Consider the following 23,851-nt stretch of genomic DNA (forward strand, 5'->3'; position numbering starts at 1 on the left):
ATTTTGATAATTTAAAATTATTAGAAGGGATGTTTTCATTTTATGAATGGACTTAAAATTGTCACTATAGGGGGAGGATCAAGCTACACTCCTGAACTTATTGAGGGTTTTATTAAGCGATATGATGAATTACCTGTGAGTGAAATCTGGCTTGTAGATATTGAAGCAGGAAAAGAAAAATTAGAAATTGTAGGTGAACTAGCAAAACGAATGGTAAAAGAGGCAAATGTACCTATTGATATTCACTTAACACTTGATCGAAAAAAAGCCCTTAAAGACGCAGACTTTGTGACCACACAATTTCGTGTTGGTCTGCTTGAAGCTAGGGCAAAAGATGAAAGAATCCCTTTGAAATATGGAGTAATTGGGCAGGAAACTAATGGGCCAGGTGGATTGTTTAAAGGACTCAGAACAATTCCTGTCATTCTTGATATCGTCAAAGATATGGAAGAATTGTGCCCAGATGCATGGCTAATTAACTTCACAAATCCAGCCGGTATGGTAACAGAAGCAGTGCTTAGACATACTAATTGGAAAAAAATTGTTGGTTTATGCAATGTTCCGATTGGGATGAAAATGATGGTTGCAAAATTTTTAGAAGTTGATGCAAGTCGAGTGGAAATCGACTTCGCTGGCCTCAACCATATGGTCTTTGGTTTACATATTTATGTAGACGGAAAAGAATCTACTTCTGATGTATTAAAGAGAATGACAGAGGCAAATTCCACTGGAACAATGGAAAACATTATTGATTTAGGTTGGGAACCATCTTTCATTGAAGGATTAGGTGTACTGCCATGTCCATACCATCGTTATTATTATAAAACAGATGAGATGTTTGACAATGAAAAAGAAAACGCTACATCTGGCGGAACTCGTGCAGAGGTAGTAAAAAAATTAGAAGATGAATTATTCGAACTGTATAAAGACCCGACTTTATCGATAAAACCACCTCAATTGGAAAAACGAGGCGGAGCATACTATAGTGATGCTGCATGCAGCTTAATTGATTCGATTTATAATGATCGTAGAGACATTCAACCAGTAAATACGATTAATCGCGGCGCGATACAAAGTATCCCTTATGAGTCTGCCGTAGAGGTCAGTTGTGTAATTACCAAAGAAGGACCAAAGCCAATTATCATGGATGAACTTCCTGTAGCAGTTCAAGGTTTAGTCAGTCAGATTAAGTCTTTCGAAAGAGTAGCTTCGGAAGCTGCTGTTTCGGGTGATTACAACAAAGCACTTTTAGCAATGACGGTAAATCCCCTTGTACCATCGGATACGGTAGCGAAGAAGATTTTAAATGAAATGTTAGAAGCACATAAAGATCATCTACCGAACTTTTTTGAAAAAGTTCCATAAAAAATAAAAAGTTCCGATCATTTGAGTCTAGTGATCGGAACTTTTTTCTACTACTATATAAAAGGGGATTTCCTGCTGCATAATAATATCGTGTGATTAAACCAGGCATTTAACGCCAGTCTATCCCCATCAAGTTCACATATTACTTCCTATTCCACATGAGAGAAATCTATTAGTATGCTAAAGTATTCCAAGCAGTAATTGATTCAAAAGCGTCTTGAGATGTAGCTATACCTGTAGCTACTTCTTCCCAAACTTGAGAGTTACCAGGAGTCTCTCCTCTGGTCCACCATTTTGCTCGATATAATTTACCATTATATATTACTTGGTCTCCACCAACATAGACCGTACTAGCATTCCATTCCGGTACATCTGGTAATTCAGGTTCTTCTGGATTACCTGGATCAGGGTCAGGATTACTAGATTCCCCACCAAAATTAGCATCAATAACATTGTAGAAAGCATTTGCCGTATCATATACATCCCAAACACCTAAGATAACATGATATCCCGATCTTTCTGGTATAGTTACTTGATGCGTAACTTTTTCTCCTGGTCTTGCTCCACCATCATAGACTTCATAGAATGGTACTAATTCAAATTGATCTCTTGTAAGTGGTTGATTGGGATTCCAATCTGGTTTTGTAATGTAATAGTGCCATTTTGTCGTTGCATGCATCGCAGTTAGATGCCATGTGAACGTATTGGTTCCCCAGTTCAAATCCACTTTTTCCCAACGGTTTGAAGATTGCTCATCCAATTCTGGAAAAGCCCCTCCAGCAGATGCAATTTGGCCATCAGGAACACTTGGCCCTGGAAATCCTTTTGGTGCTTCCAGACTTTGCGGTTCCCATTGAATCGCTCCGCAACCCGTATTCACTTGTTCGTGACATAATAGACTCCTTGATTGCGGTTCCTCGATGTAACCATGTGCTGAAGCTGTTTGCCAAGCAACAAACATAAAAAAGGCGAGTGCAGCAATGGATGTTCCAAAAAATTTCAACGACTTTGTTCTAAACACTGCTTTCATGTTACTCCTCCTTTAAAAATATTAGCGAAAGGTATTAATACAAGAAAAAATTTCATAATAATTAATATATTTGGTATAAATCCGAATGTCGTGTTGTTTGATTTCCATTGCAGACGACGCTTTTTAGCAGACACGGCTTCCACTAACTATTTCTTAGTGGATTTTCAGCTCCTGCTCTTCCTATAGGAGGCACCGTCTTCCATTACAATCAACACTAAGTATTTCTTATAAATCAAACATTATTTTATAAACTACCAAAAATGTTCATTTTTAAATATACTTAGTAATTACGAAATTTATCCAATTGTATTAATTTTCCAACTCGCTTATATTTCCATATCTTACATGGTCATTTTGGAAGCGTCAACAAAGATTATAATGTTTTACAATAATGTAAAATTTTAACATTATTGTAATTTTACAGGATATTATTTCACTGAATTAACGTTATTAAATCATACTTATTTGCTAGAAGTCGTAAACAGTATATTATTAAACATTATAACGATATCATATTTAATATGTGTTTTTCTGGTATGTGGTTAATAAAAATCTATTACGTTTTAAGCTTTTTTCGCTATCTTCTGGAATAAGATCTGACTATTTCTTGTATTTTATGAATAACTACGGCTATATCCGTTTCATTTACAATCTGAAAAAGGTAATCTGCTTCATTCTGATTAGGTTCTTGAACATCTTCATTTTTAGAATCTTCACGTTGTCGTTCTAAAACTTGTTCAAAATTACTAGCATTACGAAAAATATTCGTTTTACGTGTAGTTGTCTGAATTCGCTTTAAAAGAACATCATCTGGTATATCAAAATGAACGATAACTGGGATTAAATTGTTATTTCTATACCACTGAATCAAATGTTGTCTGCTCATTTTATTCCGATTCGAGTTACAAATAATCAGGTGATCATTTGTATGTTCCACAGCATAAGCAACCACCAGCCTTGATATAGCATGTTTCAATGTATTAGGTCCCGTTTTAGGCTGTAAATTCGAATAATATTGATGAATAAATTCCGCATGGTTATCTTGGTCGACAATGATTGAATTACTGAGTCGTTTATTCAATAATTTTGCAAAGGTGGATTTCCCACTATGTGTCTTCCCTACAGTGATAATGACATAGCGTTTCATTTCATAAACTCCTTTATTGCTTCCTTCGGTCAATTACTTCTACTTCAACAACCTCACCAATTTGTGCTGGATAAGATTCCATAATCCCACCTTTGAAGGTCACTTTTATATAATCACCATTTCTTAGTTCCTTTTTTGTATTGTTAGAGAAAGAGACAAGAGCATTTAATGGATCTAATTGGCTAAAATATTTTGCATAGTCTTCGTTCTTTTCATCATTTTCATTTCCAAAAGCATTATTTCGATAATAGTCAAAATGATGATTCATATAGTAAATGTACTCTGATTCTTCCTCAAAACTTGCAAACGAATCACGCCAATCGATATAGCCATTGAAATAATATCCTTGCAGCGTGCCTTCTTGTTCATCCATAGGAGCCTCTTGATTTTGAAAATCTTCTTCATTCAAATCAGAAGTACCCGAAGATGATTGATTGGAGCTAGGTAATATAACAAGTGCAATCATACCGAGAAACGTTAGTAATACTAATCCACCGAAAAAAATAAGAAGAACTTTCTTCACCAATATCACCCACTAATGAATTATTTGAAGAATATTTTCAGCTATTTGTTTACTAGAAAAACGCGATGTATCAAAATGAAGTGTTGATGGGTTGCTCTTATAAACTGCATGATGCCAACGGTAAACATATTCTGGCACCTGTTTACCATCCCATTCTTGTCCCCATGTTTGATTTCTTCTTTCCATTACAACTTCAGGTGGACAATATATGGTGAAAAGATGTACATTTTCTTCTTTGAGGATTTTTTTCATTTCTTCGTATGGATTAAATTCAATATGATAATCTATATGAAAACCGACATCAACAATTACGTGAAACCCTTGATTACTATAACAAACGACGGATTGAAACAAAGCAATGTATAGATTTTTTACGGTCTCCTCTATTTCAGGAAATTCCTTACCAGGTCTTAGTCCCATTCCAGGAAAAAATTTTTTATCTATCATGGCTGCTGTTTGATCTACCCCTAAATTAACCCATATTTCCTTTGAAAGTGATTGAAGTTCTTTAATAACGCTTGATTTTCCTGATCGCGGAACGCCATTTAAAAATATTATCTTCCCTTTCAGTGTCCATCCTCCTCCTTTTCCTCTTCATATCACGATGTCTCTTACATCAATTATAACAAAATGTTCAGAACTTAATCATAACTTATACGTGCGTTCCATATTTATTAATTAAGGAGGGATTGTCCATGAGAGCAGCTTTAGAAAGTATTAATAATAAATGGGTCCGCCTGTTTATACTTATTGTTGTTTTTACTAATACGGTATCAATGATATTTGGTCATCAACTCATTCCTTTTACGAATGAAGAAATTGCCACAGGATTATCAGTAGTGGCATTAGCAATATCGGAGATTCTGAACCATTGGAAAAACAATAGCTATACAAAAAGCGCAAAAGAGGCAGATAAGTATTTAAAACAATTAAAAATATAAAGCAAATGAATGGTTTACATTTAAATGAATATTGCTTATGATGAAACTACAATAAATAAAACTGCATATTCTATCGTGCGCACTAGGGGAGCTATTTTTATGGCTGAGAAGGCGATGCCTGACCCTTATAACCCGAACTAGATAATACTAGCGTGGGGAAGTGTAGTTCAATGTATGGATATATATTTACGATTTTTTTCATTCACATACACAAACTGCATTCCCTTAGGATTGCAGTTTTTTTTATTACTCAAAAAATAGGAGGAATTAAAAATGACAAACATTTGCAGTACAAGCAGAATTACAGGATGCCAATTTACTTTATTTCCAATGAGTAGTGATTTTGTAGATATTATTTTATCTACTCTTGAAGAAGTGGACACGTCAAAAGTATGGAAAGAAACAGATGATGTTACTACATGTATCCGCGGAAAATCAATTCATATCTTTGATGTGACAAAAGCTATTTTCTTACATGCAGCAAAAACAGGAGAACATGTAGCAATGAGCGGAACCTTTTCCATTGGATGCCCAGGTGATTCTTCTGGAGATGTATACATGGAAGAATCTGATACATTAATGAACGAATCCAATTCAATAATTTTGAAGCAGCAAGCAGGCTGTAAATTTTCTCTTTACCCTCTTGGACGTGAAGATTATATGGATAAAATCTATGAACAAATCGATTTATCGAAAAATACAGGTGTAAAGGTCAGCCAGTCCCATTATGCAACACGGCTTGACGGAGATGTAAATGATATTTTTTCTGCACTACAACAATCGTTTGATAATATTCGAGAAGTTGTATCACATGTGACGATGACATTTACTATATCTGCTAATAGTCCCTCAAATAAAGGTTAAAAGGTGGATATCATGACTAAGAACTGGAAATTAAAAGATGTCGTCTTGATGTCGATGCTAGGAGTAGTTTTCGGATTAATTTATCTTGCTTTCTTCGGAGTTGGAAATATATTATTTGGAGCATTAACTCCATTAGGACTAGGCCCATTAGGATATGAATTTATATTTGGGATATGGTTTATTGTGTCTATTGTTGCTGCGTACATTATCCGAAAACCAGGCGTCGCTTTTACCTCAGAAACGATAGCTGCTCTAACCGAAGTGCTAATTGGATCTACCTCTGGACCAACATTAATATTATCCGGAATGGTACAAGGACTCGGGGCAGAACTTGCTTTCGCAGCTACTGGTTGGAAAGATTATCGCCTAAGAATACTCATATTTTCAGGAATTGGTGCCGCAGTAATCAGTTTTCCTTATCATTACTTCATGTCTGGATACGATGCATATGCCCCATGGTTAGTAGGATTAATGTTTATCACACGAATGATAAGTGGTGCAATTTTATCTGGTCTTCTTGGAAAATTAACAGCTGACCAACTAGCAAAAACTGGAGTGCTTAGTGGATATCCACTAGGAAGGGAGCGTCAGAAACAACGTGAACAAAGCGCATCTTGATCAACCCCTTTTTAAACTCGATAATTTTTCATTCGTTTATAATACGAACCAATCTGCTAGTATTAATCAGTTATCTCTATCCATTTATGAGGATGAGATTACCATTTTAATGGGAGCAAGTGGTTCTGGGAAAAGTACGTTGGCACTTTGTCTAAATGGACTTTATCCAGAAGCTGTAGAAGGAACCACGAAAGGAACTTTTTTGTATAAGGGGAAGGCTATTGATGATTATCCAAGAGGTGTAATTAACCAAGAGGTTGGCATTGTATTTCAAGACCCGGAAAGTCAATTTTGTATGGTTCGAGTGGAAGATGAACTAGCTTTTGTGTTAGAAAACCTTTCTATTCCACGTTCTGAAATGAAAAGAAAGATAAGAAATGTGTTACAACAACTCGGAATGCTCGAGTACATGAATACCGCCATTCACCATTTATCCGGAGGACAAAAACAGAAAATCGCTTTAGCATCTGTCTTACTTATGGAACCAAGATACATTATCTTAGACGAACCAACAGCAAACTTAGACCCTATGTCAAGGTTAGAATTTATCGAGCTTATTATAGAAATACAAAAGAAAACAACTATCGGCATACTCATTATTGAACATCAAGTCGATGATTGGGAAATCTATGCAGACCGGCTAGTCATTTTGAGTAAGGAAACTAAAATTCTAATAGACGAAAAGCCCGAAACAGCGTTCCAAGTACATCAAACTTTGCTGCGAGATCATCAAATCGCAATTCCAATGAAGTATCTGGATAACCAAGAAACAATTAGGAAAATAGAGCACAAAAAATCTATGCCTATGTGTTTAGAAGTTCATCATCTTCACTATTTCCAGAGAAAGTCTACTATATTAAAGGATATCTCTTTTTCTATTCAGCAAGGTGAATTTATCGCGATCTTAGGAGAAAATGGTGCGGGAAAATCAACCCTACTGCAATGTTTAATCGGATTAAAAAAATATCACAGTGGCAATATTTTATTTCAAGGAAAAGATCTACAGGTTTGGGATAGAAAAACATTATCGAAACATACTGGATTCGTTTTTCAACAGCCTGAACATCAATTTATTTGTGATACTGTCTTTGATGAGGTCGCTTTTGGTATGCGACTAAACAATTATTCTACTAGTGTAATTCATCATCGTACTATTTCGTTACTGCGAGCATTTCGACTTTTAGATCATCAATGGAAGAATCCTTTTACATTAAGCGGCGGACAAAAACGTCGTTTGAGTGTAGCTACGATGTTAGACGAAACGCCAGATTTACTTTTATTTGATGAACCTACATTTGGTCAAGATGCTCATACTACTAGAGAATTGATGAACATGATATTAGAACTCCAAAGTCAAGGGACAGCTATTATTTTTGTCACACATGATATGGATTTAGTAGATACCTATTGCGATCGGGCATTAGTGATGAATAAAGGAATAGTAAGCTTTGACGGAAGTCCACAATCGCTTTGGAATCAGAAAGAATTATTACAAGATACTAGATTAAGAGAACCTTATCGCATTCGAGAGTGCCGAAATCAAAAGGTGGTGCGCCTAAGATGATAGAGAATAGAAATCCTAGTATGAAAGCTGTGGCTATTTTAATTCCCGGGATATTTCTTAGTTTCTCTTTCGATATTGTTACACCTTTAATCTATTTATTGTATATTTTAGCGATAACATTTTTACTGGCAAGCATTCCATGGAAGAGATGGTTACTCATTTTTATGCCCCTTTCCTTGTTTGCTATATCACTCGCTTGGATGACGATGCTTTACACCGATGAATCCTATGCAACTGGAGAAGTCATATTTTCATTCCTTTGGTTTGAAGTAACTACAGGTAGTGCTGAGGTTGGGATAAGCCTTGCATTACGTTCTTTATGTTTTATAGCATTATCCTTATTATTTGTATTCACTACTAATCCTACAAAGTTCATGTTAAGTTTAATGCAACAATGTAAATTAACTCCAAAATTAACCTATGGTATATTAGCTGGTTATCGCTTTTTACCAACGTTACAACATGAATTTGAATTACTGAAACAAGCGCATCGTATTCGCGGAATTAGCAGAGCAGAAGGATGGAAGAATCGAATACAAAATATGAAACAATATGCTATTCCTTTACTTGCTAACTCAATAAGAAAAGCGGAACGAGTTCCAATTGCTATGGAATCCAAAGGGTTCACTGGAGAACGCGAGCGTACGTACTATCATCAAATGAAGATTAATAGAAAAGATTGGATATTCCTTTTTGGAATGGTTGTTGCATTAATCATTGCTTATTACACATCGTATCAGCTAGGTTACTTGAATATATTTGGGAATGAGGTTGGGAGATAGGATTACCCAAAAGAACGATGTTCAAATGAATACCTTTGAAAAGCCCTTCCGAAAACATTTAATTGCTTATTCATCGGTTAGGTGAGCTTCTAGATGCTCATGCATCTGAGTCTCACCTAAACCTTATTCCATAATATATAATCCCACTTTGATAACCAAGACTGTAGCCGTATTTTTTACATTGCGTCTGGCGCCTGAATGCCTAATAGTCGCAGTCCTTCTTTTAGAACTGTTTTCACTGAATACACAAGTTGTAATCTCGCTTGTTTATTCTCCTCATCGCCTAAAATACGAACATTTGCATAATACTTGTTGAATTCTCTTGCCAGCTCAATAAGGTATTTTGCTATTTTAGAAGGATCATATTCATTGTAAGCTCTCATGACTGTATCTTGAAAAGCCATAAGACGCCTAATGATTAGCCAAGCTTTATTTATATCTACTACGCTAACATTGTCCGTTTCATGATATCCGCCTTTTTTCAGCAGTGAATGTAATCTTGCATGTGTATATTGAATATATGGACCTGTTTCTCCTTCAAAGCGCAGCATATCTTCTAAAGAAAAATCCACATCATTGCGTCGATCATTTTTTAAATCATGGAAAATGACAGCTCCTACGCCAACCTGTCTTGCTACTTTTTCCTTGTTAACTAATAAAGGATTTTTCTCCGTAATATTAGTGCTTGCTAATTGAATTGCTTCTTGTAGTACTTCTTCTAATAGCACGACCTTTCCTTTTCGAGTAGACATCTTCTTTCCTTCTTTTAACATCATACCAAACGAAATATGCTTCATATTCTCAGCCCAACTATATCCCATTTTTTGAAGTACATAAGACAACTGTGTAAAGTGTAGTGTTTGTTCATTACCTACAACATATAAGGATTCTGCAAAATGATAATTCTCATAACGATAGATAGCAGCAGCTAAATCACGCGTTGCATATAACGTAGTTCCATCACGTTTTTGAATCAAGCAAGGTGGTAAGTTCTCTTCCTCTAACGTAACAACTTTTGCTCCTTCTGATTCGGTTAATAAGCTTTTTTGCTGTAGCTCATGAACGACTCGAACCATCTTGTCATTGTAAAAAGCTTCTCCATTATAAGAATCAAATGAAATCCCTAATAGCTCATAAATTCTTGAGAAATCTTTTAACGATTCTTCACGAAACCATTCCCATAATTGTTCAGCTTGTGTATCTCCATCTTCTAATCGCTTAAACCATTGTCTTCCTAAGTCATTGAGTGTAGGATCAACTTCCGCTTCTTCATGAAAACGAATATACAGTTGAAGTAATTCTTTGATTGGATTCGCTCGTACTTGAGCCTCATTTCCCCATTTTTGATAGGCAACCATTAATTTACCAAACTGTGTGCCCCAGTCGCCTAAATGATTGATACGAATCGTTTTATATCCCACTTTCTCAGCAATATTAGCAATTGCATTTCCAATCACGGTTGAACGTAAATGTCCCATTGAAAAAGGTTTTGCGATATTAGGAGATGAGAGATCGATTGTGATTGCTCTTTCCTTACCAAGATTGGAATAACCAAAACTTGTTTTTTCCTTACAGATTTGTTGAAGAATGTTTTCTGTAAATAAAGCTTTATTCAAGAAAACATTTACATATGCTCCCACTGCTTCCACATGCTCAAAGTAAATAGAGTTTATTTCAGCGGCTAGCTGCATCGCAATTTCTTGAGGATTTTTTCTAAAAATACGTGCTAATTCAAAACAAGGAAAAGCTAAATCCCCCATCTTTGCTTGTTTTGGTTTTTCAATCAATCGATATAATTGTTCTTCCTCTAAATTCCCATCCAAGCATTCAAATAATGATTGAACGAAGATTTGTTTTCCATCCATTAGTTATTCCTCCTAAAAAAACTCCCGCCTCTTTTTCTATTTGAAAAAGAGACGAGAGTCTATAATCCCGTGGTACCACTCCAATTGTAATTTAATGAATCATTACCGCTTTAGTTGTTAACGAGGTCATCCCCGTCTTATCCTACTCCAATTTTCGAACAAGAGTCTCCAAAGTGCGGTTCATTACTGCTCATGACTAGGCTCCCACTATCCCTAGTTCGCTGTGCACGCTACAATAATTACTCTCTTTGTCATCGACGATATGATATTTATGATTATTATACTGATTTTATAGATAAATGCAACAGGAAAATTTAATGACTAATTTATCTACTTTTACTCATTTCGAACATTAGAGTATTCTAGCTCAGTAAACAGTTGTTGTTACCCTCAAGCATTTATAAAAATAAACATCCCTTGCAGTAGATTTTCTTTCCACCACAAGAGATGTCTAATTAAAGCTCTTCCTTTATCCCCATTGTTCAATTAATTCTTCAGCACTAGCTTTTAGTCCATTAAAAGCATTCTCAGTAATTAATTGTTCTTCTTTTATCCCTTGCAACAACTCTATAAAACTATTCATGTGTTTTATAGCCTTATCCACGGATTGAGTTTCTTGATAATGTGCGACGGAATTCAAGTGAGTCTTTAAATGCCTCGCTGTTTCTTCACTTGATATATCCCCTGCAGCCAATAACTCATCAACCTGTGTTTTCACCTCTTCGATAGAGGATTCAACTGGTTCTTCAGACCCCTCTGTTTCGGTAATAAGTTTCTGCCCATCTGACTGCTTTGTCATTGTAAACTCATCGTATAATTCACCTAAAGCGTTATATGATTCATATTTCAGCTCTTCGCCATCAACGTAAACATGTTGATACATCTGGGTATCTTCTGCGCCGCTTCTCACATAAGCGTTATTTTCCTCCCAAACTACTTCAGATCTATCATACATCTTTGGACCAGAGACAGAGTTAACAAACATCGTACCAGTAGTGTACTCTCTTTCCCCATCTTGTTCATTGCTCAAATGTCCTCGCGCATATGTGTGATCATGCCCTTGAAAGATTAAGTCTACATTGTGTTTTTCGATTACAGGAAGTATCGCTTCACGTAGCTCTACGTTATCACGTCCCTCTCCAGAAGAGAAAATCGGATGGTGGAACGTAATAACTGTCCATTGATTCGGATTATTCTCAAGAACTTCATCCAACCATTCGGCTTGTTGATCAATATTTGCATATCCGACATTGGAATCTAAAGAGATAATACGCATATCTTGGTAATCCCAGTAGCCGACTTGCTCTTCTAGTCCCTCAGGGCCGTTACCAGGATATGCAAATTGAGGTCCCCAGTATTCGGACAGTTTTCTAGGTTCATTTGTAGTTCTATAATACTCATGATTTCCTGCTGTCGCAATACTTGGTACCATACCGTTTATCCATCCAGCTCCTTCGTACCACTCACCCCATTGCTGATCTGCGTCACCGTGATTTATCATATCTCCAGCATGCACAATAAAGCTCGCATCAGCTAAATCAGAATAAGCGCTTCGCATCACGCGTGACCAATGTTCTTTTATATCATTTTGAGCGTCACCCATGTAAATAAATGAAAATGGCTCATCTTCAGCTGATGCTGTAGTAAACTCAAACCACTCACTCCAGTTTGCACCATCACCTACGCGGTACAAGTATTGCGTATCTGGTTCAAGACCTTCAAAATTCACTGTATGGTATTGATTCGTATAGCCAAGGTTTGCCTCAATCTCTTCACTCGTTTCTGCCTCAACCGTCAATGAATTGCTTGTAAAATTAGGCCCTTCTTCAGCTACTGCAATCTCTGCAACGGGAGTTGTAACACTATCATCCGTTCTCCATGAAACAGACTGAGTAGTAGTTGTATCGCCCTCCCATCCTAATAAAACGCGGTCTGGAACCGGACTAGGCTTGTACGTTTCTGCATCAGGATGCTCTTGTTGATCAGCCACAGCTACTGCACTTGGTAAGATAATTCCCGCTGCAAGCAACGCAGCTATGGAACGCTTTTTCAATCTCAAATCTTTCTCACCTTTCAAATCTTTTAATACATTTTTCATAAATAAATTCCCTCCCCTTAAAAATCAAGATTCTTAGTTTATTTAGAGCAATAATAAAATTACACTACGAATTCACCTATTTTATAGATAATCACATTTTTCATTTAGATATCTTGTCCCTCTCCTTGCGTAGCAATAAATGTCCATTCAAGGTTTAAAGCGTCACCCTGGAATTGATTTTGGTCTTCTCCGTTATCTTTGAAGTTAAATTGAACAACGAAATCATGGGAATCTCCAGCTGCAAGACCTTCATTACCAATCGCTGGGTAAAAAATATGTTCATTGATCGCTTCTGGTGTCATTTCTTGCAATTCTGCCAATGTTGTTTGATAAATCACTTCATCCAAGTTATTTACGTTATAAAGAAATTCTACTTCTATGTGTTCGCCGAAATCCTCCGAATTATCGCCCTCTGCATCCTCAACCGTATAATTAGTTTCCAAATAAACCGTGTTAATGTCGAGTGTGCCACTGTTATGAAGTTCAAAGTCACGAACCATTGAATCGCCAGGGGCCATATTTCCAACATTAATAATCTCTGTTGGCTCTGCTGTTAGATCTAACGTACCTGCAGCGAATGTGTTACTTGTTTGTTCACTGTCACTAAAGTATGCGAACGTGCCACCTCCAATTAATGATAATCCCAGTACTGCTGTTGCCACACCCATGCCCAATTGCTTTTTGATTCCCATCATAATTCCTCCTTCAAAGATTTGATTTTATTTGTGAACGGTCCATCAGGGTGGAAGACCTGATAACACGGAGTCACTGATTACTACTCATTTCTTTTTTATTTGAGGTTTCTATTTGCCTTAATGCTCTTCCGATATTAATTAGTGAATAGCCCACTAGCATTATGCCGGGGAAGATTAATAAGAAAAGTGCACCCTCTTTTGAATTGGCAAATTGAGTCACATATCCTGCATATGGAATGGTGAACCCGGTGTATTGACCGATGATACTCTCAGGGATCACCAGCTCAGAATCTGCTCTATTGTTGTTATCCCCTTTAGTCACATATTGCGCTCCATTATCCTTTACTTCTTCAACTCTGTGAGTAATGACCATTCCTTCAGAATTATGAAAAGTAATGATATCGCCTCTTTGAAATTGTGTAACATCTTCTTGTTGTTCAATAGCTATGATTGATCCGGTTTGAAATTCTGGCTCCATAGATCCAGATAGAACTGTTTTTAATTGATACCCGAATACATTTGGTTCTCCATCGGTTGCTTGGTGTAAAATCATCGTGAACACCGTAATAATTAGTAACATAGATAGTACGGTTGTAGTCAGTACACTCGTAAACTTTTTCATCGTTGTCCACTTCATCTAATATCACCTCATATATCCTATTTCCTTGAATGTTTTTTATTTTTAAAGCGTTGATAGAAAACTTTCTACCCTATGATGCATCGCCTGTTGTATCGTCAAGTTCTGCATCTGTATCTTTCTCTGGTGATTCATTTTCATCTTTCTCGCTTTTCTCTACTGTATCTTCTGTTAATGGCTTGTTGGAATCGTTTGATTCCTCAGTTGATTGCTTGTTCGTGCCATTCATTGATTTATAATTTGGTTCATCTGTTGATTGCTTGTTCATACTATCTGTTGATTCATTTTCTAATTCATTATCAATTGTTTCATCTACTTCATTAAGTTCTTCATCCTCATATCCTACAAATGTATCTGTAGCCAAAATTTCCCCTTCCAACAAGTCCGTTTCAGTTCGAAATAAGGCGGTTGTTGGTGAAGTTACCAACGTAATAATATAAAGACATAAAAATAATATGGCATATAATTGAAATCGAATTTTGAACTTAATAGAGCTCTTCTTCATTCAATCACTCCTATAAATTTAGAGGTTTGTTTAGTGTGTGAAAGTACTCTTGCATTTTTAATAGATTCTTTTTCTCTATTTGAAGTATAGTGGAGTACTATTAATAGATTATGGAGTTAACGTTAATGTATTGTAAATTAAGAAAATAAAAATTTTTCGTAATTATAAGGTAATAGGTTTAAAGTATTGATTATTTAATGACATATAAAATAAGTAGACATTTTGGATTAACGAAAGATATTTATTTAGGTAAAAAGGTTGGTGTTGGAAGTGATAGGAGAACTGTGAAATAAAAGAGAAGTCAGTGATAAATGACAAAGATGCACCCTTCAATAAAAGGGTACATCTTTTTGTCACATAATTATTTAGTAATTCTAATTGATAGCATTCACCCAGGATATTTACTTAATTTTCCACCTAAGCTTTTGACCCTTTTGCAACGAGCAAGCATCAATAATATTATAAAATAGAAAAGGAGATCCAAGTTAACCATAACTTGGACCTCCTTTTGATTAATTTATGTTTAATTTTTTGCTGAATAATGATGTAATTCCATAGGCAATGAATATGGATAGAACCCCAAAAATTAAGGCAGGAGCTAAAGCAATTGAACTCGGTCCGAAAGTAATTTCAGGTAAAAGTCCTACAACATTTTGCCACGCCTCCGATACATTAGGTACATATGACGTAGTTAAAATCATACCTGTACCTAACTGTAATATAAAATACACTATAATTACACTCCCAATAAATATTGCTGTTTTTTTCATATAATCCCCCTAACTGATGATCTATAATGTTCCAAATGCCTCATCGCCTATAACTACCTTTAAATGTTTGGGAAGTACGGTAATTTCAGAAGGCGTTTGCGCCAATACTTCTCCATCACTATCAATATTTTGCTTGGGCGAACTGTCTACATGAAGTTTACTTGTTCGAAAATAAATAACTTCATCGTTTCTATTATCTGGATAATCATTTTGCATTTGTGTTTCTAACCATGTCCAAAAATGCTGTAACTTTGCTAACTTAATAATTAGTATGTCAAATTTACCATCTTGAATATCAGCATGAGGGAAAAATGACTTCATCCCACCTAGAAAAGCCCCATTTCCAACGACCATCATTACAGCTTCCCCATCATAATTCATTTCCTCACTAGTTACTTTAAGCTGAAATGTTTCATTCTGAAAAACAACTTTGGAAGTATTAATGTAATATGACATCTTTCCAAGTAATTTTTTATTGTCCCCATCCATTTCTTCAGCTACTTTAGATATTAGCCCAATTCCCCAGAAGTTAAGGAAATAACAATCATTGTATTTACCTATATCAACAGACTTTACTTGTTTTTGTACGATTTGTTCCAATGCAACTAGCGGATTTTGATTCATCCCTATTGTTCTAGAAAAATCATTACATGTACCGCCCGGCAACACCGCAAAGGCTGGTCGATGATCTAGTGAAGCGAGCGCATTTACAAGCTCAAATATTGTTCCATCTCCGCCCCCACCAATAACTAAATCGACTTTACTGGAAATTTTTTCGACGATTTTTTTACCGTCACCTTCTTTTTCTGTAGTATATACGGTTACCTCTTCAAATACATCTTTTAATCTTGCTTCAATTGTATTTATTTCATTTTTTAATTTTTGATTTCCTGCATTAGGATTTATTATTACTGCTACTCTCTTCATGAATCCTCTCTCCTTATCAAACTTCTTTTAATATCATTCCCGAATTTTTATGATCTTGATCATTTTTTAAATAGAGAGATTATATTCAACTAAAAAGGGATTATAGAATGCTGCGAGAATGTAAGGAAGTCACCCAAAATTTTCAATGTTTGATTTACACGTTAAGACGTTGTTTTATTTTCCTTTAAGACCTTAAGTATATTTTTTAAAGTGGCATGAATATTCTGCAACGCTATCAATATAATCCCTAACATAATAAATGTGACGATTTCTCCAGTGAAGAATGCAAGTACTGCGAGTAGAATAGCATAAATCGTGAAAAATAAATAATTCATTCAACCACCCTTTTTATCTGTTTTTCAAATTATATCATTCTTTTTTCATTAGTTAATACACTTATCGAAATATTCATATATAATAGAGGGTAAATAGGAAAGGAATTGATTTATGATTACAAAGCGCAGAGAAAAGACAAAGGATTTAATGTTGTATGATTTATTAGTTCATAGGATGGATTTTTCTATAAAAGATCGGCAAACCTATGAAAAGATGAAACAAGGATATGAAGGAGAAAGAAGATTTGATCAATTATTTGATGAGACCAATGGTGATAGCTTAATACTGCAAGATTTACTATTTACACATAATAATACAACTTTCCAAATCGATTCGGTAATTATTACTGCAGATACTATTTTTTTGTTAGAAATAAAGAATTATAAAGGAGATTTTATTTATGAAAATGATAAATTAGTTAAAATGCCGAACACTGAAATTATACAGCCACTTCATCAACTGCATCGTAGTGAAGCATTATTTCGTAATATGATGTTAGGATTTAAATACACTCTTCCTATTAAGTCCTTGGTCATATTTATACATCCGCATTTCACTCTATATCAAGCTCCTGTAAAAATCCCCTTTGTCTTACCAACTCAAGTCCAATCATTTGTACAAAAGCTCCATCGTAATTCCACAATGAATATTACAGAACGACATCATCTAATAGCAAAAGAGCTCTTAAATCATCATATCTCCCAATCAAAATTTCGTAACGTTGCTGATTATCACTACGATGAACTTCAAAAAGGGATCTACTGCCGTAATTGCAAGCAATTTTTTGATATAGCCTACCCTGAACGAAAATATCTAGTATGTGCACATTGCAATGAAAAGGAAGATGTGAATACTGCAGTCCTACGTTGCGTCAATGAATATAAAATACTGTTTCCAAACGAAAAAGTAACAACCAATAACATACTAGATTGGTGTGCAATCATTACTTCTAAAAAACGGATTCGAAAAATACTACGTGAGAACTATGAAGTGAAGGGAACAAAGCAATGGACTTATTATATCTAGAAAACTACTCAAAAATTACTATGCTATGACTAACCAGATTTGATTCTCTTCTTTTATTCTGGGCGCTCATCAGCTTTATGAGTTACCATTTTTGTTTCTCTTCCCTAATTCTGGGCGCTCATCCACTCTATGAGTTACCGTATTTGTTTCTCTTTCCCAATCCTGGGCGCTCATCCACTCTATGAGTTACCGTATTTGTTTCTCTTTCCTAATCCTGGGCGCTCATCCACTCTATGAGTTACCGTATTTGTTTCTCTTTCCTAATCCTGGGCGCTCATCCACTCTATGAGTTACCGTATTTGTTTCTTTTCCCAATCCTGGGCGCTCATCAGCTTTATGACTTACCAAATTTGTTTCTCTTCCCTAATTCTGGGCGCTCATCTACTCTATGAGTTACCGTATTTGATCCTCTTCTTTAATTCTGAGCGTTCATCCACTCTATGAGTTACCATTTTTGTTTCTCTTCCCTAATTCTGGGCGTTCATCTACTCTATGAGTTACCGTATTTGTTTCTCTTCTTTAATTCTGGGAAGTCTTCCATTTTTTCAATGTACTTCTTCCTCTCATTAAGGACAATATATATTTGATTAAAATGATGAAGATCATGTTTAGCCAAACCCGTAAAATAATCAGATAATATTAACTTGGATGTCCCAATAACTATCTCCTTACTCCACATGTCAGACGAAATTGAACTAATTGCATTTATTAATTCTCTTCTTCCTTGAACAAATGCATTAATAGTTTGTGTTTGAGAATTTTTTCTTGCGTTCAAAGCAGATGATTTATTCATCTCTTCAACATTGGGCCCTTTTGGGAAGATGCTATTTTGCATAAAATAAGGGACTCGCTTATGTATTACAAACTCATCCCACGGAATAAGGTGTCCTAAAACTTCTGCTATCGTCCACTTGCCTTTATCAATTTGTGCTCTCCACGTTATGTTATCGATATCTTTTAAAAACATAGCAAACTCTATTGATTGCTTATAGTGATCTATTACTTCTCTCTTATCTTTCATATCAATCACTCATTTTATAAACTAATTCAAATCTTTCACAAACTACTGGAATGTCATCACTAAATTCTTGATCAATTTGTTTTAGCTCCCTAGTAAAAAAGGCTTCATGAACCTCTTGCCAATACCGTAAAGAGCGATCTCCTTCTCCTTCTAAATAAGCATGTTCTTCTGTTACTTCATGATAAGGTACTATTTCTACATCTGTCGTAACAATGATTGCAACTGCCTCTCCATCACCATTGAGAATAATATTGTGCAGCCCTCTTACAGGCAAGGAATCGCCATCCACTAGATAGTTTCTATAGCTCGATGAGGTAGCCGTCTTCTTCCCTTCCATTACCAATTTTGCCAACCCGTCAGCATGATCTGGGGCATCTCCAAAAGCCCACACATCTACTTCATCAAAATCGGGAGCATCAGCTTGTATTCTTATATATTTATTCCATATATCCTTTACCGATTGTTCATCCATTTATATCATCCTTCGTCAAATTTATCTTACTTATTTTTATTTCTAAAGAACCCCTTCTACCTTAACCTGATTATGTAATTTCAGCAATTTGGTATGTTCTTCACACTACTCCAAAGCAAAACTACTAATGTCTGTCTAAATGTCACCGCGAGACTTCTTCATCAAAACCTTTTATATAATCATACATCCATTGTATCTCGATTGGACCATTCGCTACTTTATAATAGTCACCGTTATTATTTAACGACATTAATCGATTTTCATAAATACTAGCCATGACGATCTCATTTTCGGTCCTAATTTCAATCATAAAACCATCCTCTTTACTAACATCCGAGCTCCACTCTCGATCGTTCATCTTCTTCACTTGGTATTGACTAAGAAATTCCACTATCTCTTCAGCGGCTTGATAATCTTCTGTTATCTCTTGATGATTGACGAAAACGGCTTCAAAACTGGATTGATCATATTCGAGTAATTCTTCTAAACTTTTTATTTTATATTCATGAAACACGGTGAATGAAAAGATAATGATTGGTATTATTATTAGTAACGTAATCATAGTGGGGTATACTTTTTGCTCTACAAGCTTTGTTTTCATAATAAAACTAGTTAATTTTTCAGATATAAATATGGAAAATGGGAGGAAAATTACTACCACTAATATTATCGCGATAATATCTATCAAACTATTCCAATTTTCTATGTGAGTTGTAAAAAAGAGATAGATAGTTTTTGAAATGAAATAAGAAATTATAAACATATATAGTGTAATGATAATAAATAGCAATTTACTCCTGTTCAATTATTCACCTCTTCAATTTTTTCGAAAAGTCAATCTTTTAATGATAATCTAACTATAACTAAGATTGATATTGTAGTAAACGAATTTAAGAAGTTATATCTAAAAAAGAATCTAATTCTGAAATGATGCTGTCAATATCATCAACCAATGGAGCATGCCCTGTATTCAGTTGTTTATAAATAAAAGATACACTGTTCTCTTTCATTTCATTCACTAGTTCTAATGTCATTTTCTCGGGAACCATTAAATCATGCCTCCCCCATAAAATAAGAATTGGAGAAGTGATATTTTTTAAGCCGCCACTTATATTAAATTGATTTGCCGCATTAGCTACATCAATTATATTCCGCTGATTCAGAGCTGCTTCGATATATTTCTTAAATCTACTTTCTGCCGGTTTTTTAATAACAAACATTAGCTGTAACAAAGCAGCTTCAAAAAATGATTTTTCTTTGTTCTTTTGTGCTTGAAGCATTCTATTGATCATTGGATCAGCTGAAATTTCCTCCCTTGTGGTCATTCTTTCTCCATTCGAATTTAATGCTGGATAACCTTTGGTAGAAATAGAATTAAGTAGAATTATTGATTTCACCCTTGTTGGATAATTAGCTGCAAATTGCATAGCCACACCTCCACCATTAGACCAACCCATTACATGACACTTTTGAATATGTAATACATCACAAAATAATCTAATGTCTTCCGCAAAATCGTTAAAAGAATCTATTGGTGTATGATACGTAGATTTTCCATAACCACGTAAATCTATGGCATATATCGTATATTCCTTAGGTAATTGTTCCATTAAAATATCCCAATGATCTGAAGAGGCAAAATTGCCATGTATCAATAAGAGTATATTTTCTCCACTAACTCTCTTTTGGTAATGTATTGTTTCTCCATTAGTTATCTTAACATTCATTCAATCCCCTCCCTGGCTTTCACTGTTTATTATATTCCACTTCTCCATAGAAATGAATTGCAAAAAGACAAGAATAGAGTATTACAGATGAAAAAGCAGCTTATTTTTCCAAAGCTGCCTAATCTTACTTTTCATCTTTCCTACAAATAATCATCGTAAATTTCATCGAAGGTTTATTATCACTATCTTTATTAGGCTCTTCCACTTCAAAAGAATCTACTAACCCATAGTCTTTAAAATCCTGATCGATGGATTCAGCATCATAAAAATACAATTTTACGCCATCCTTTGTTTCATAGTAATCTTTATCCAATTGTTTGCCTTTACCATACATGGGGGCTTCTTTAGAGACTGTAGTAAAAATCATATATCCATTTGGTTTTAATTGATTATAACAATCTTGGAGAAATTGTAGTCTTTCCTCTTGATTAAGTAAGTGGATCAATGCATGAGAAAATATCCCATCGTATTGCTTGTTATTAAAAGGCATATCCCTCACAGGACCGTGAAAAATAGGGATATCTAGCCCATTTTTTCTAGCGAGATCGATTGCTGTTTTGGATATTTCTATTCCGGTAACATCTATTCCTTTTTCTATAAATACTTTTGCATTTCGTCCATATCCAATCCCTGGTAATAAAATATTCTTTACACTTTTATCAATAAAGATGTCTTTTGCTTTAATAGCAGAATCAGTTGGTTCATATCCCCACATCACTTGTTTTTCTAAAAAGCTTGCTTCCCAGAATTCCATTATAGTTCTATCTCCTTTATACTTGAAATTAATTAAAGATATAATTACTCTTTAATAACTATAATTTTAGTTGAAATTTTTGTAAAGATTGAAGCATTGTCCATTAATCTTCACAAAAAAAAGATGTCCCATAAGCAATGCTTATAGAACACCTTATCTTTCAAATATTAAATTTAAATTGTGCTGACATCAATAACGAAACGATATTTTACATCTGAAGCTAATACGCGTTTGTATGCTTCATCAATTTGATCAGCAGAAATCACTTCGATTTTTGGAACAATATGATGCTCAGCACAGAAGTCTAACATTTCTTGAGTTTCTCGAATGCCTCCAATTAAAGAACCCGCGAATGAACGGCGATGTCCGATGAGGGAGAATACATTAAGTGACAATGGTTCTGCCGGCGCACCAACATTTACCAACGCACCATCCAGATTTAAAAGACTCAAATAAGCATCCATATCAAGCTTAGCACTTACCGTGTTTATAATTAAGTCAAATGATCCTGCAAGTTTTTCAAATGTTTCTGGATCACTAGTTGCATAATAGCTTTCTGCACCGAATTGAAGTCCATCTTCTTTTTTATTTAATGTTCTGGATAGAACAGTAACTTCTGCTCCCTTGGCGTGCGCAATCTTAACAGCCATATGGCCAAGGCCGCCCATACCGATTACAGCTACTTTCTTCCCTGGCCCAGCATTCCAATGATTAAGTGGAGAATATGTTGTAATACCAGCACAGAGTAATGGTGCTGCAACATCCAAGTCGATATTATCAGGAATTCTGAGTACAAAATCCTCTGTTACGACAATATGAGTAGAATAACCTCCTTGGGTTGGTTCACCATATTTATCAACACCACCATAGGTTTGAATATTTCCTTGATGACAGTATTGCTCTTCTCCTCTGCGGCAATTTTCACATTCACCACAAGAGTCAACCATACATCCGACGCCCACTCGGTCACCAATCTTATATTTAGTAACTTCAGGTCCAACATCTGATACTACCCCAGCAATTTCATGTCCTGGTACTAGAGGATAATTTACTTCTCCCCATTCACCATGAGCAGTATGAATGTCTGAATGGCATATACCCGAATACTTAATTTCAATTAGAACATCATGTGAATCCAGGTTGCGTCGTTTAATTTCCGTTGCGTGAAATGGTTGATGCGGCCCATCAACAGCTCTTGCTTTAGCAGTATACATTAAAGAACCTCCTAAATTTCTAGTTTATTTACATATTCATCGTAAACGTTATAGTTAACTCGAAGTCAATAGATTCATCAGTTATTTTTAGAAATCAGTTAATTTTGACCATCAAAATATAATATGTTAGACTATGTCAAAATCCTAGAGTTAACTCGAAATCTAAATCTAACTAAGGAGGATTTATAATGAAAACATATTCTATTAGCGAAGTTGCAAATAAACTGAATCTCACTGTATATACACTACGTTATTATGACAAGGAAGGCTTATTGCCTTTTGTAGAGAGAAAAGACAATGGGACACGATTGTTTAAGGACGCAGATATTGAAGCTTTACACATTATCGAGTGTCTCAAATCCACTGGAATGCCAATTAAAGAAATTAAAAATTTTATAGATTGGTGTGGAGAAGGCGATGCTACTTTGCAACAAAGATATGATTTATTTGTAGAAAGAAAAGCAAATGTAGAAGCTCAATTAGAAGAATTAACTAAAACAATGGCAATTATCGATCATAAATGCGATTATTATAAGACTGCCTTAGATGCAGGAACAGAAGATATTCATAAAAACAAAAAATTAGATATTTACTCTACTAACTAACAGAACCCACCTATCTTTTTCACAGTAGGCGGGTTCTCTTATTAGTTATAATCAAAATAAAGATGATAATGTAATTGACAATTTTCGTTAAATGATGCATGACAATTTTTACAGGAGCTCACATTCATGTACTCATTAATCGTTAATTCCGTCTGACAAACACCACATAAGATAGCTTTTTCATCAAAGTCTTCTTTTTGCCGTCTTTCTATTTCATGATTTTCACACTCTTGATGGCACTTATAACAAGGATAGTAAGTATTGCAACATTTAAATTTAATACTGATAATATCTTTCTCAGAATGATAGTGTTCACAACGAGATTGATCGTCGACAACCTTCCCATAGACTTTTATCACTATGCA

At 35.1% G+C, this 23,851-nt stretch carries 27 protein-coding genes, 1 riboswitch and 1 other annotated feature; of the genes, 8 read left to right on the forward strand and 19 right to left on the reverse strand.

What is annotated here, in order from left to right:
* The first annotated feature begins 42 nt into the window (after positions 1 to 42).
* Complete coding sequence (locus tag ABC346_RS18635; RefSeq protein WP_413236276.1) at positions 43 to 1,365, forward strand: 6-phospho-beta-glucosidase; 1,323 nt, start codon at positions 43 to 45, stop codon at positions 1,363 to 1,365.
* A 172-nt stretch (positions 1,366 to 1,537) separates the two neighbouring features.
* Here the strand turns inward: ABC346_RS18635 and ABC346_RS18640 are convergent, their stop codons facing one another.
* From ABC346_RS18640 to ABC346_RS18655, 4 genes are all read right to left on the reverse strand, one after another.
* Entirely contained in the window at positions 1,538 to 2,395 is an 858-nt protein-coding gene (locus tag ABC346_RS18640; RefSeq protein WP_413236277.1) for a lytic polysaccharide monooxygenase, read from the reverse strand.
* Between the two features lie 577 nt (positions 2,396 to 2,972).
* Positions 2,973 to 3,542, reverse strand: coding sequence for an AAA family ATPase (locus tag ABC346_RS18645; RefSeq protein ID WP_413236278.1), 570 nt, complete (start codon positions 3,540 to 3,542; stop codon positions 2,973 to 2,975).
* 13 nt (positions 3,543 to 3,555) lie between these two features.
* Positions 3,556 to 4,065, reverse strand: a complete 510-nt coding sequence (locus tag ABC346_RS18650; protein WP_413236279.1) for a DUF3221 domain-containing protein — start codon at positions 4,063 to 4,065, stop codon at positions 3,556 to 3,558.
* A gap of 12 nt (positions 4,066 to 4,077) precedes the next feature.
* A complete protein-coding gene (locus ABC346_RS18655; protein WP_413236578.1) occupies positions 4,078 to 4,635 on the reverse strand; it encodes a phosphotransferase-like protein in 558 nt (185 codons plus the stop codon).
* A 125-nt stretch (positions 4,636 to 4,760) separates the two neighbouring features.
* Between ABC346_RS18655 and ABC346_RS18660 the strand changes: the two genes are divergently transcribed.
* The 5 genes from ABC346_RS18660 (at position 4,761) to ABC346_RS18680 (ending at position 8,834) form a co-directional block, all read left to right on the forward strand.
* Complete coding sequence (locus tag ABC346_RS18660) at positions 4,761 to 5,006, forward strand: phage holin (RefSeq protein ID WP_413236280.1); 246 nt, start codon at positions 4,761 to 4,763, stop codon at positions 5,004 to 5,006.
* 74 nt (positions 5,007 to 5,080) lie between these two features.
* Positions 5,081 to 5,182: riboswitch (TPP riboswitch) on the forward strand.
* 97 nt (positions 5,183 to 5,279) lie between these two features.
* The gene (locus tag ABC346_RS18665; protein ID WP_413236281.1) at positions 5,280 to 5,870 is read left to right on the forward strand and encodes a YkoF family thiamine-binding protein; all 591 of its coding nucleotides are present in this window, start codon (positions 5,280 to 5,282) and stop codon (positions 5,868 to 5,870) included.
* Between the two features lie 12 nt (positions 5,871 to 5,882).
* Positions 5,883 to 6,488 carry an ECF transporter S component gene (locus ABC346_RS18670; protein WP_413236282.1) on the forward strand — a complete coding sequence of 202 codons (606 nt, stop codon included), beginning with the start codon at positions 5,883 to 5,885 and terminating at the stop codon, positions 6,486 to 6,488.
* Positions 6,469 to 8,052: an ABC transporter ATP-binding protein gene (locus ABC346_RS18675; RefSeq protein ID WP_413236283.1), complete on the forward strand. Its 1,584-nt coding sequence runs from the start codon at positions 6,469 to 6,471 to the stop codon at positions 8,050 to 8,052. The genes ABC346_RS18670 and ABC346_RS18675 overlap by 20 nt, the downstream gene beginning before the upstream one ends.
* The gene (locus tag ABC346_RS18680; RefSeq protein WP_413236284.1) at positions 8,049 to 8,834 is read left to right on the forward strand and encodes an energy-coupling factor transporter transmembrane component T family protein; all 786 of its coding nucleotides are present in this window, start codon (positions 8,049 to 8,051) and stop codon (positions 8,832 to 8,834) included. The genes ABC346_RS18675 and ABC346_RS18680 overlap by 4 nt, the downstream gene beginning before the upstream one ends.
* A gap of 176 nt (positions 8,835 to 9,010) precedes the next feature.
* Here ABC346_RS18680 and argS read toward each other — a convergent pair whose 3' ends face one another.
* The 8 genes from argS to ABC346_RS18720 all read right to left on the reverse strand — a co-directional run bounded on the left by argS (position 9,011) and on the right by ABC346_RS18720 (position 16,666).
* Positions 9,011 to 10,699 (reverse strand): arginine--tRNA ligase, encoded by a 1,689-nt coding sequence (argS, locus tag ABC346_RS18685; protein ID WP_413236285.1) that lies wholly within the window; start codon positions 10,697 to 10,699, stop codon positions 9,011 to 9,013.
* 44 nt (positions 10,700 to 10,743) lie between these two features.
* Positions 10,744 to 10,963 (reverse strand) — a binding site (T-box leader).
* A 205-nt stretch (positions 10,964 to 11,168) separates the two neighbouring features.
* Entirely contained in the window at positions 11,169 to 12,797 is a 1,629-nt protein-coding gene (locus tag ABC346_RS18690) for a purple acid phosphatase family protein (protein ID WP_413236286.1), read from the reverse strand.
* A gap of 104 nt (positions 12,798 to 12,901) precedes the next feature.
* Entirely contained in the window at positions 12,902 to 13,489 is a 588-nt protein-coding gene (locus ABC346_RS18695) for a TasA family protein (RefSeq protein WP_413236287.1), read from the reverse strand.
* 73 nt (positions 13,490 to 13,562) lie between these two features.
* A complete protein-coding gene (sipW, locus tag ABC346_RS18700; RefSeq protein WP_413236288.1) occupies positions 13,563 to 14,129 on the reverse strand; it encodes a signal peptidase I SipW in 567 nt (188 codons plus the stop codon).
* 73 nt (positions 14,130 to 14,202) lie between these two features.
* On the reverse strand, positions 14,203 to 14,634 hold the full coding sequence (locus ABC346_RS18705; RefSeq protein WP_413236289.1) for a hypothetical protein: 432 nt from the start codon (positions 14,632 to 14,634) through the stop codon (positions 14,203 to 14,205).
* A 512-nt stretch (positions 14,635 to 15,146) separates the two neighbouring features.
* Positions 15,147 to 15,404, reverse strand: a complete 258-nt coding sequence (locus tag ABC346_RS18710; protein WP_413236290.1) for a hypothetical protein — start codon at positions 15,402 to 15,404, stop codon at positions 15,147 to 15,149.
* 21 nt (positions 15,405 to 15,425) lie between these two features.
* Positions 15,426 to 16,331: a diacylglycerol/lipid kinase family protein gene (locus tag ABC346_RS18715; protein WP_413236291.1), complete on the reverse strand. Its 906-nt coding sequence runs from the start codon at positions 16,329 to 16,331 to the stop codon at positions 15,426 to 15,428.
* 161 nt (positions 16,332 to 16,492) lie between these two features.
* Positions 16,493 to 16,666 (reverse strand): hypothetical protein, encoded by a 174-nt coding sequence (locus ABC346_RS18720; RefSeq protein WP_413236292.1) that lies wholly within the window; start codon positions 16,664 to 16,666, stop codon positions 16,493 to 16,495.
* Between the two features lie 112 nt (positions 16,667 to 16,778).
* Here ABC346_RS18720 and ABC346_RS18725 point away from each other — a divergent pair, with 112 nt between their 5' ends.
* Complete coding sequence (locus ABC346_RS18725) at positions 16,779 to 17,693, forward strand: nuclease-related domain-containing protein (RefSeq protein ID WP_413236293.1); 915 nt, start codon at positions 16,779 to 16,781, stop codon at positions 17,691 to 17,693.
* 490 nt (positions 17,694 to 18,183) lie between these two features.
* Here ABC346_RS18725 and ABC346_RS18730 read toward each other — a convergent pair whose 3' ends face one another.
* The 6 genes from ABC346_RS18730 to ABC346_RS18755 all read right to left on the reverse strand — a co-directional run bounded on the left by ABC346_RS18730 (position 18,184) and on the right by ABC346_RS18755 (position 22,881).
* The gene (locus ABC346_RS18730; RefSeq protein ID WP_413236294.1) at positions 18,184 to 18,714 is read right to left on the reverse strand and encodes a DinB family protein; all 531 of its coding nucleotides are present in this window, start codon (positions 18,712 to 18,714) and stop codon (positions 18,184 to 18,186) included.
* Position 18,715: 1 nt separating this feature from the next.
* On the reverse strand, positions 18,716 to 19,186 hold the full coding sequence (locus ABC346_RS18735; RefSeq protein WP_413236295.1) for an ASCH domain-containing protein: 471 nt from the start codon (positions 19,184 to 19,186) through the stop codon (positions 18,716 to 18,718).
* Positions 19,187 to 19,328: 142 nt separating this feature from the next.
* Positions 19,329 to 19,991, reverse strand: coding sequence for a hypothetical protein (locus ABC346_RS18740; RefSeq protein WP_413236296.1), 663 nt, complete (start codon positions 19,989 to 19,991; stop codon positions 19,329 to 19,331).
* Positions 19,992 to 20,076: 85 nt separating this feature from the next.
* Positions 20,077 to 20,913, reverse strand: a complete 837-nt coding sequence (gene phaZ / locus ABC346_RS18745; RefSeq protein ID WP_413236297.1) for an intracellular short-chain-length polyhydroxyalkanoate depolymerase — start codon at positions 20,911 to 20,913, stop codon at positions 20,077 to 20,079.
* 124 nt (positions 20,914 to 21,037) lie between these two features.
* Positions 21,038 to 21,667, reverse strand: coding sequence for a class I SAM-dependent methyltransferase (locus ABC346_RS18750; RefSeq protein WP_413236298.1), 630 nt, complete (start codon positions 21,665 to 21,667; stop codon positions 21,038 to 21,040).
* Positions 21,668 to 21,840: 173 nt separating this feature from the next.
* Complete coding sequence (locus ABC346_RS18755) at positions 21,841 to 22,881, reverse strand: NAD(P)-dependent alcohol dehydrogenase (RefSeq protein ID WP_413236299.1); 1,041 nt, start codon at positions 22,879 to 22,881, stop codon at positions 21,841 to 21,843.
* Between the two features lie 188 nt (positions 22,882 to 23,069).
* Here ABC346_RS18755 and ABC346_RS18760 point away from each other — a divergent pair, with 188 nt between their 5' ends.
* Positions 23,070 to 23,486 (forward strand): MerR family transcriptional regulator, encoded by a 417-nt coding sequence (locus ABC346_RS18760; protein ID WP_413236300.1) that lies wholly within the window; start codon positions 23,070 to 23,072, stop codon positions 23,484 to 23,486.
* Between the two features lie 41 nt (positions 23,487 to 23,527).
* Here the strand turns inward: ABC346_RS18760 and ABC346_RS18765 are convergent, their stop codons facing one another.
* Positions 23,528 to 23,845 carry a CHY zinc finger protein gene (locus ABC346_RS18765; protein WP_413236301.1) on the reverse strand — a complete coding sequence of 106 codons (318 nt, stop codon included), beginning with the start codon at positions 23,843 to 23,845 and terminating at the stop codon, positions 23,528 to 23,530.
* Between the last annotated feature and the right edge of the window lie 6 nt (positions 23,846 to 23,851).

Source organism: Oceanobacillus phoenicis, from assembly GCF_047238145.1.
In the GTDB taxonomy this organism is placed as follows: Bacteria; Bacillota; Bacilli; order Bacillales; family Amphibacillaceae; genus Oceanobacillus.

Excerpts from the sequence above, each read along its gene's own strand:
- ABC346_RS18635 (WP_413236276.1), top strand. The coding sequence starts at position 43 with ATGAATGGACTTAAAATTGTCACTATAGGGGGAGGATCAAGCTACACT.
- ABC346_RS18640 (WP_413236277.1), bottom strand. The coding sequence starts at position 2,395 with ATGAAAGCAGTGTTTAGAACAAAGTCGTTGAAATTTTTTGGAACATCC.
- ABC346_RS18645 (WP_413236278.1), bottom strand. The coding sequence starts at position 3,542 with ATGAAACGCTATGTCATTATCACTGTAGGGAAGACACATAGTGGGAAA.
- ABC346_RS18660 (WP_413236280.1), top strand. The coding sequence starts at position 4,761 with ATGAGAGCAGCTTTAGAAAGTATTAATAATAAATGGGTCCGCCTGTTT.
- ABC346_RS18665 (WP_413236281.1), top strand. The coding sequence starts at position 5,280 with ATGACAAACATTTGCAGTACAAGCAGAATTACAGGATGCCAATTTACT.
- ABC346_RS18670 (WP_413236282.1), top strand. The coding sequence starts at position 5,883 with ATGACTAAGAACTGGAAATTAAAAGATGTCGTCTTGATGTCGATGCTA.
- ABC346_RS18680 (WP_413236284.1), top strand. The coding sequence starts at position 8,049 with ATGATAGAGAATAGAAATCCTAGTATGAAAGCTGTGGCTATTTTAATT.
- argS (WP_413236285.1), bottom strand. The coding sequence starts at position 10,699 with ATGGATGGAAAACAAATCTTCGTTCAATCATTATTTGAATGCTTGGAT.
- ABC346_RS18690 (WP_413236286.1), bottom strand. The coding sequence starts at position 12,797 with ATGAAAAATGTATTAAAAGATTTGAAAGGTGAGAAAGATTTGAGATTG.
- ABC346_RS18695 (WP_413236287.1), bottom strand. The coding sequence starts at position 13,489 with ATGGGAATCAAAAAGCAATTGGGCATGGGTGTGGCAACAGCAGTACTG.
- sipW (WP_413236288.1), bottom strand. The coding sequence starts at position 14,129 with ATGAAGTGGACAACGATGAAAAAGTTTACGAGTGTACTGACTACAACC.
- ABC346_RS18705 (WP_413236289.1), bottom strand. The coding sequence starts at position 14,634 with ATGAAGAAGAGCTCTATTAAGTTCAAAATTCGATTTCAATTATATGCC.
- ABC346_RS18710 (WP_413236290.1), bottom strand. The coding sequence starts at position 15,404 with ATGAAAAAAACAGCAATATTTATTGGGAGTGTAATTATAGTGTATTTT.
- ABC346_RS18715 (WP_413236291.1), bottom strand. The coding sequence starts at position 16,331 with ATGAAGAGAGTAGCAGTAATAATAAATCCTAATGCAGGAAATCAAAAA.
- ABC346_RS18720 (WP_413236292.1), bottom strand. The coding sequence starts at position 16,666 with ATGAATTATTTATTTTTCACGATTTATGCTATTCTACTCGCAGTACTT.
- ABC346_RS18725 (WP_413236293.1), top strand. The coding sequence starts at position 16,779 with ATGATTACAAAGCGCAGAGAAAAGACAAAGGATTTAATGTTGTATGAT.
- ABC346_RS18730 (WP_413236294.1), bottom strand. The coding sequence starts at position 18,714 with ATGAAAGATAAGAGAGAAGTAATAGATCACTATAAGCAATCAATAGAG.
- ABC346_RS18735 (WP_413236295.1), bottom strand. The coding sequence starts at position 19,186 with ATGGATGAACAATCGGTAAAGGATATATGGAATAAATATATAAGAATA.
- phaZ (WP_413236297.1), bottom strand. The coding sequence starts at position 20,913 with ATGAATGTTAAGATAACTAATGGAGAAACAATACATTACCAAAAGAGA.
- ABC346_RS18750 (WP_413236298.1), bottom strand. The coding sequence starts at position 21,667 with ATGGAATTCTGGGAAGCAAGCTTTTTAGAAAAACAAGTGATGTGGGGA.
- ABC346_RS18755 (WP_413236299.1), bottom strand. The coding sequence starts at position 22,881 with ATGTATACTGCTAAAGCAAGAGCTGTTGATGGGCCGCATCAACCATTT.
- ABC346_RS18760 (WP_413236300.1), top strand. The coding sequence starts at position 23,070 with ATGAAAACATATTCTATTAGCGAAGTTGCAAATAAACTGAATCTCACT.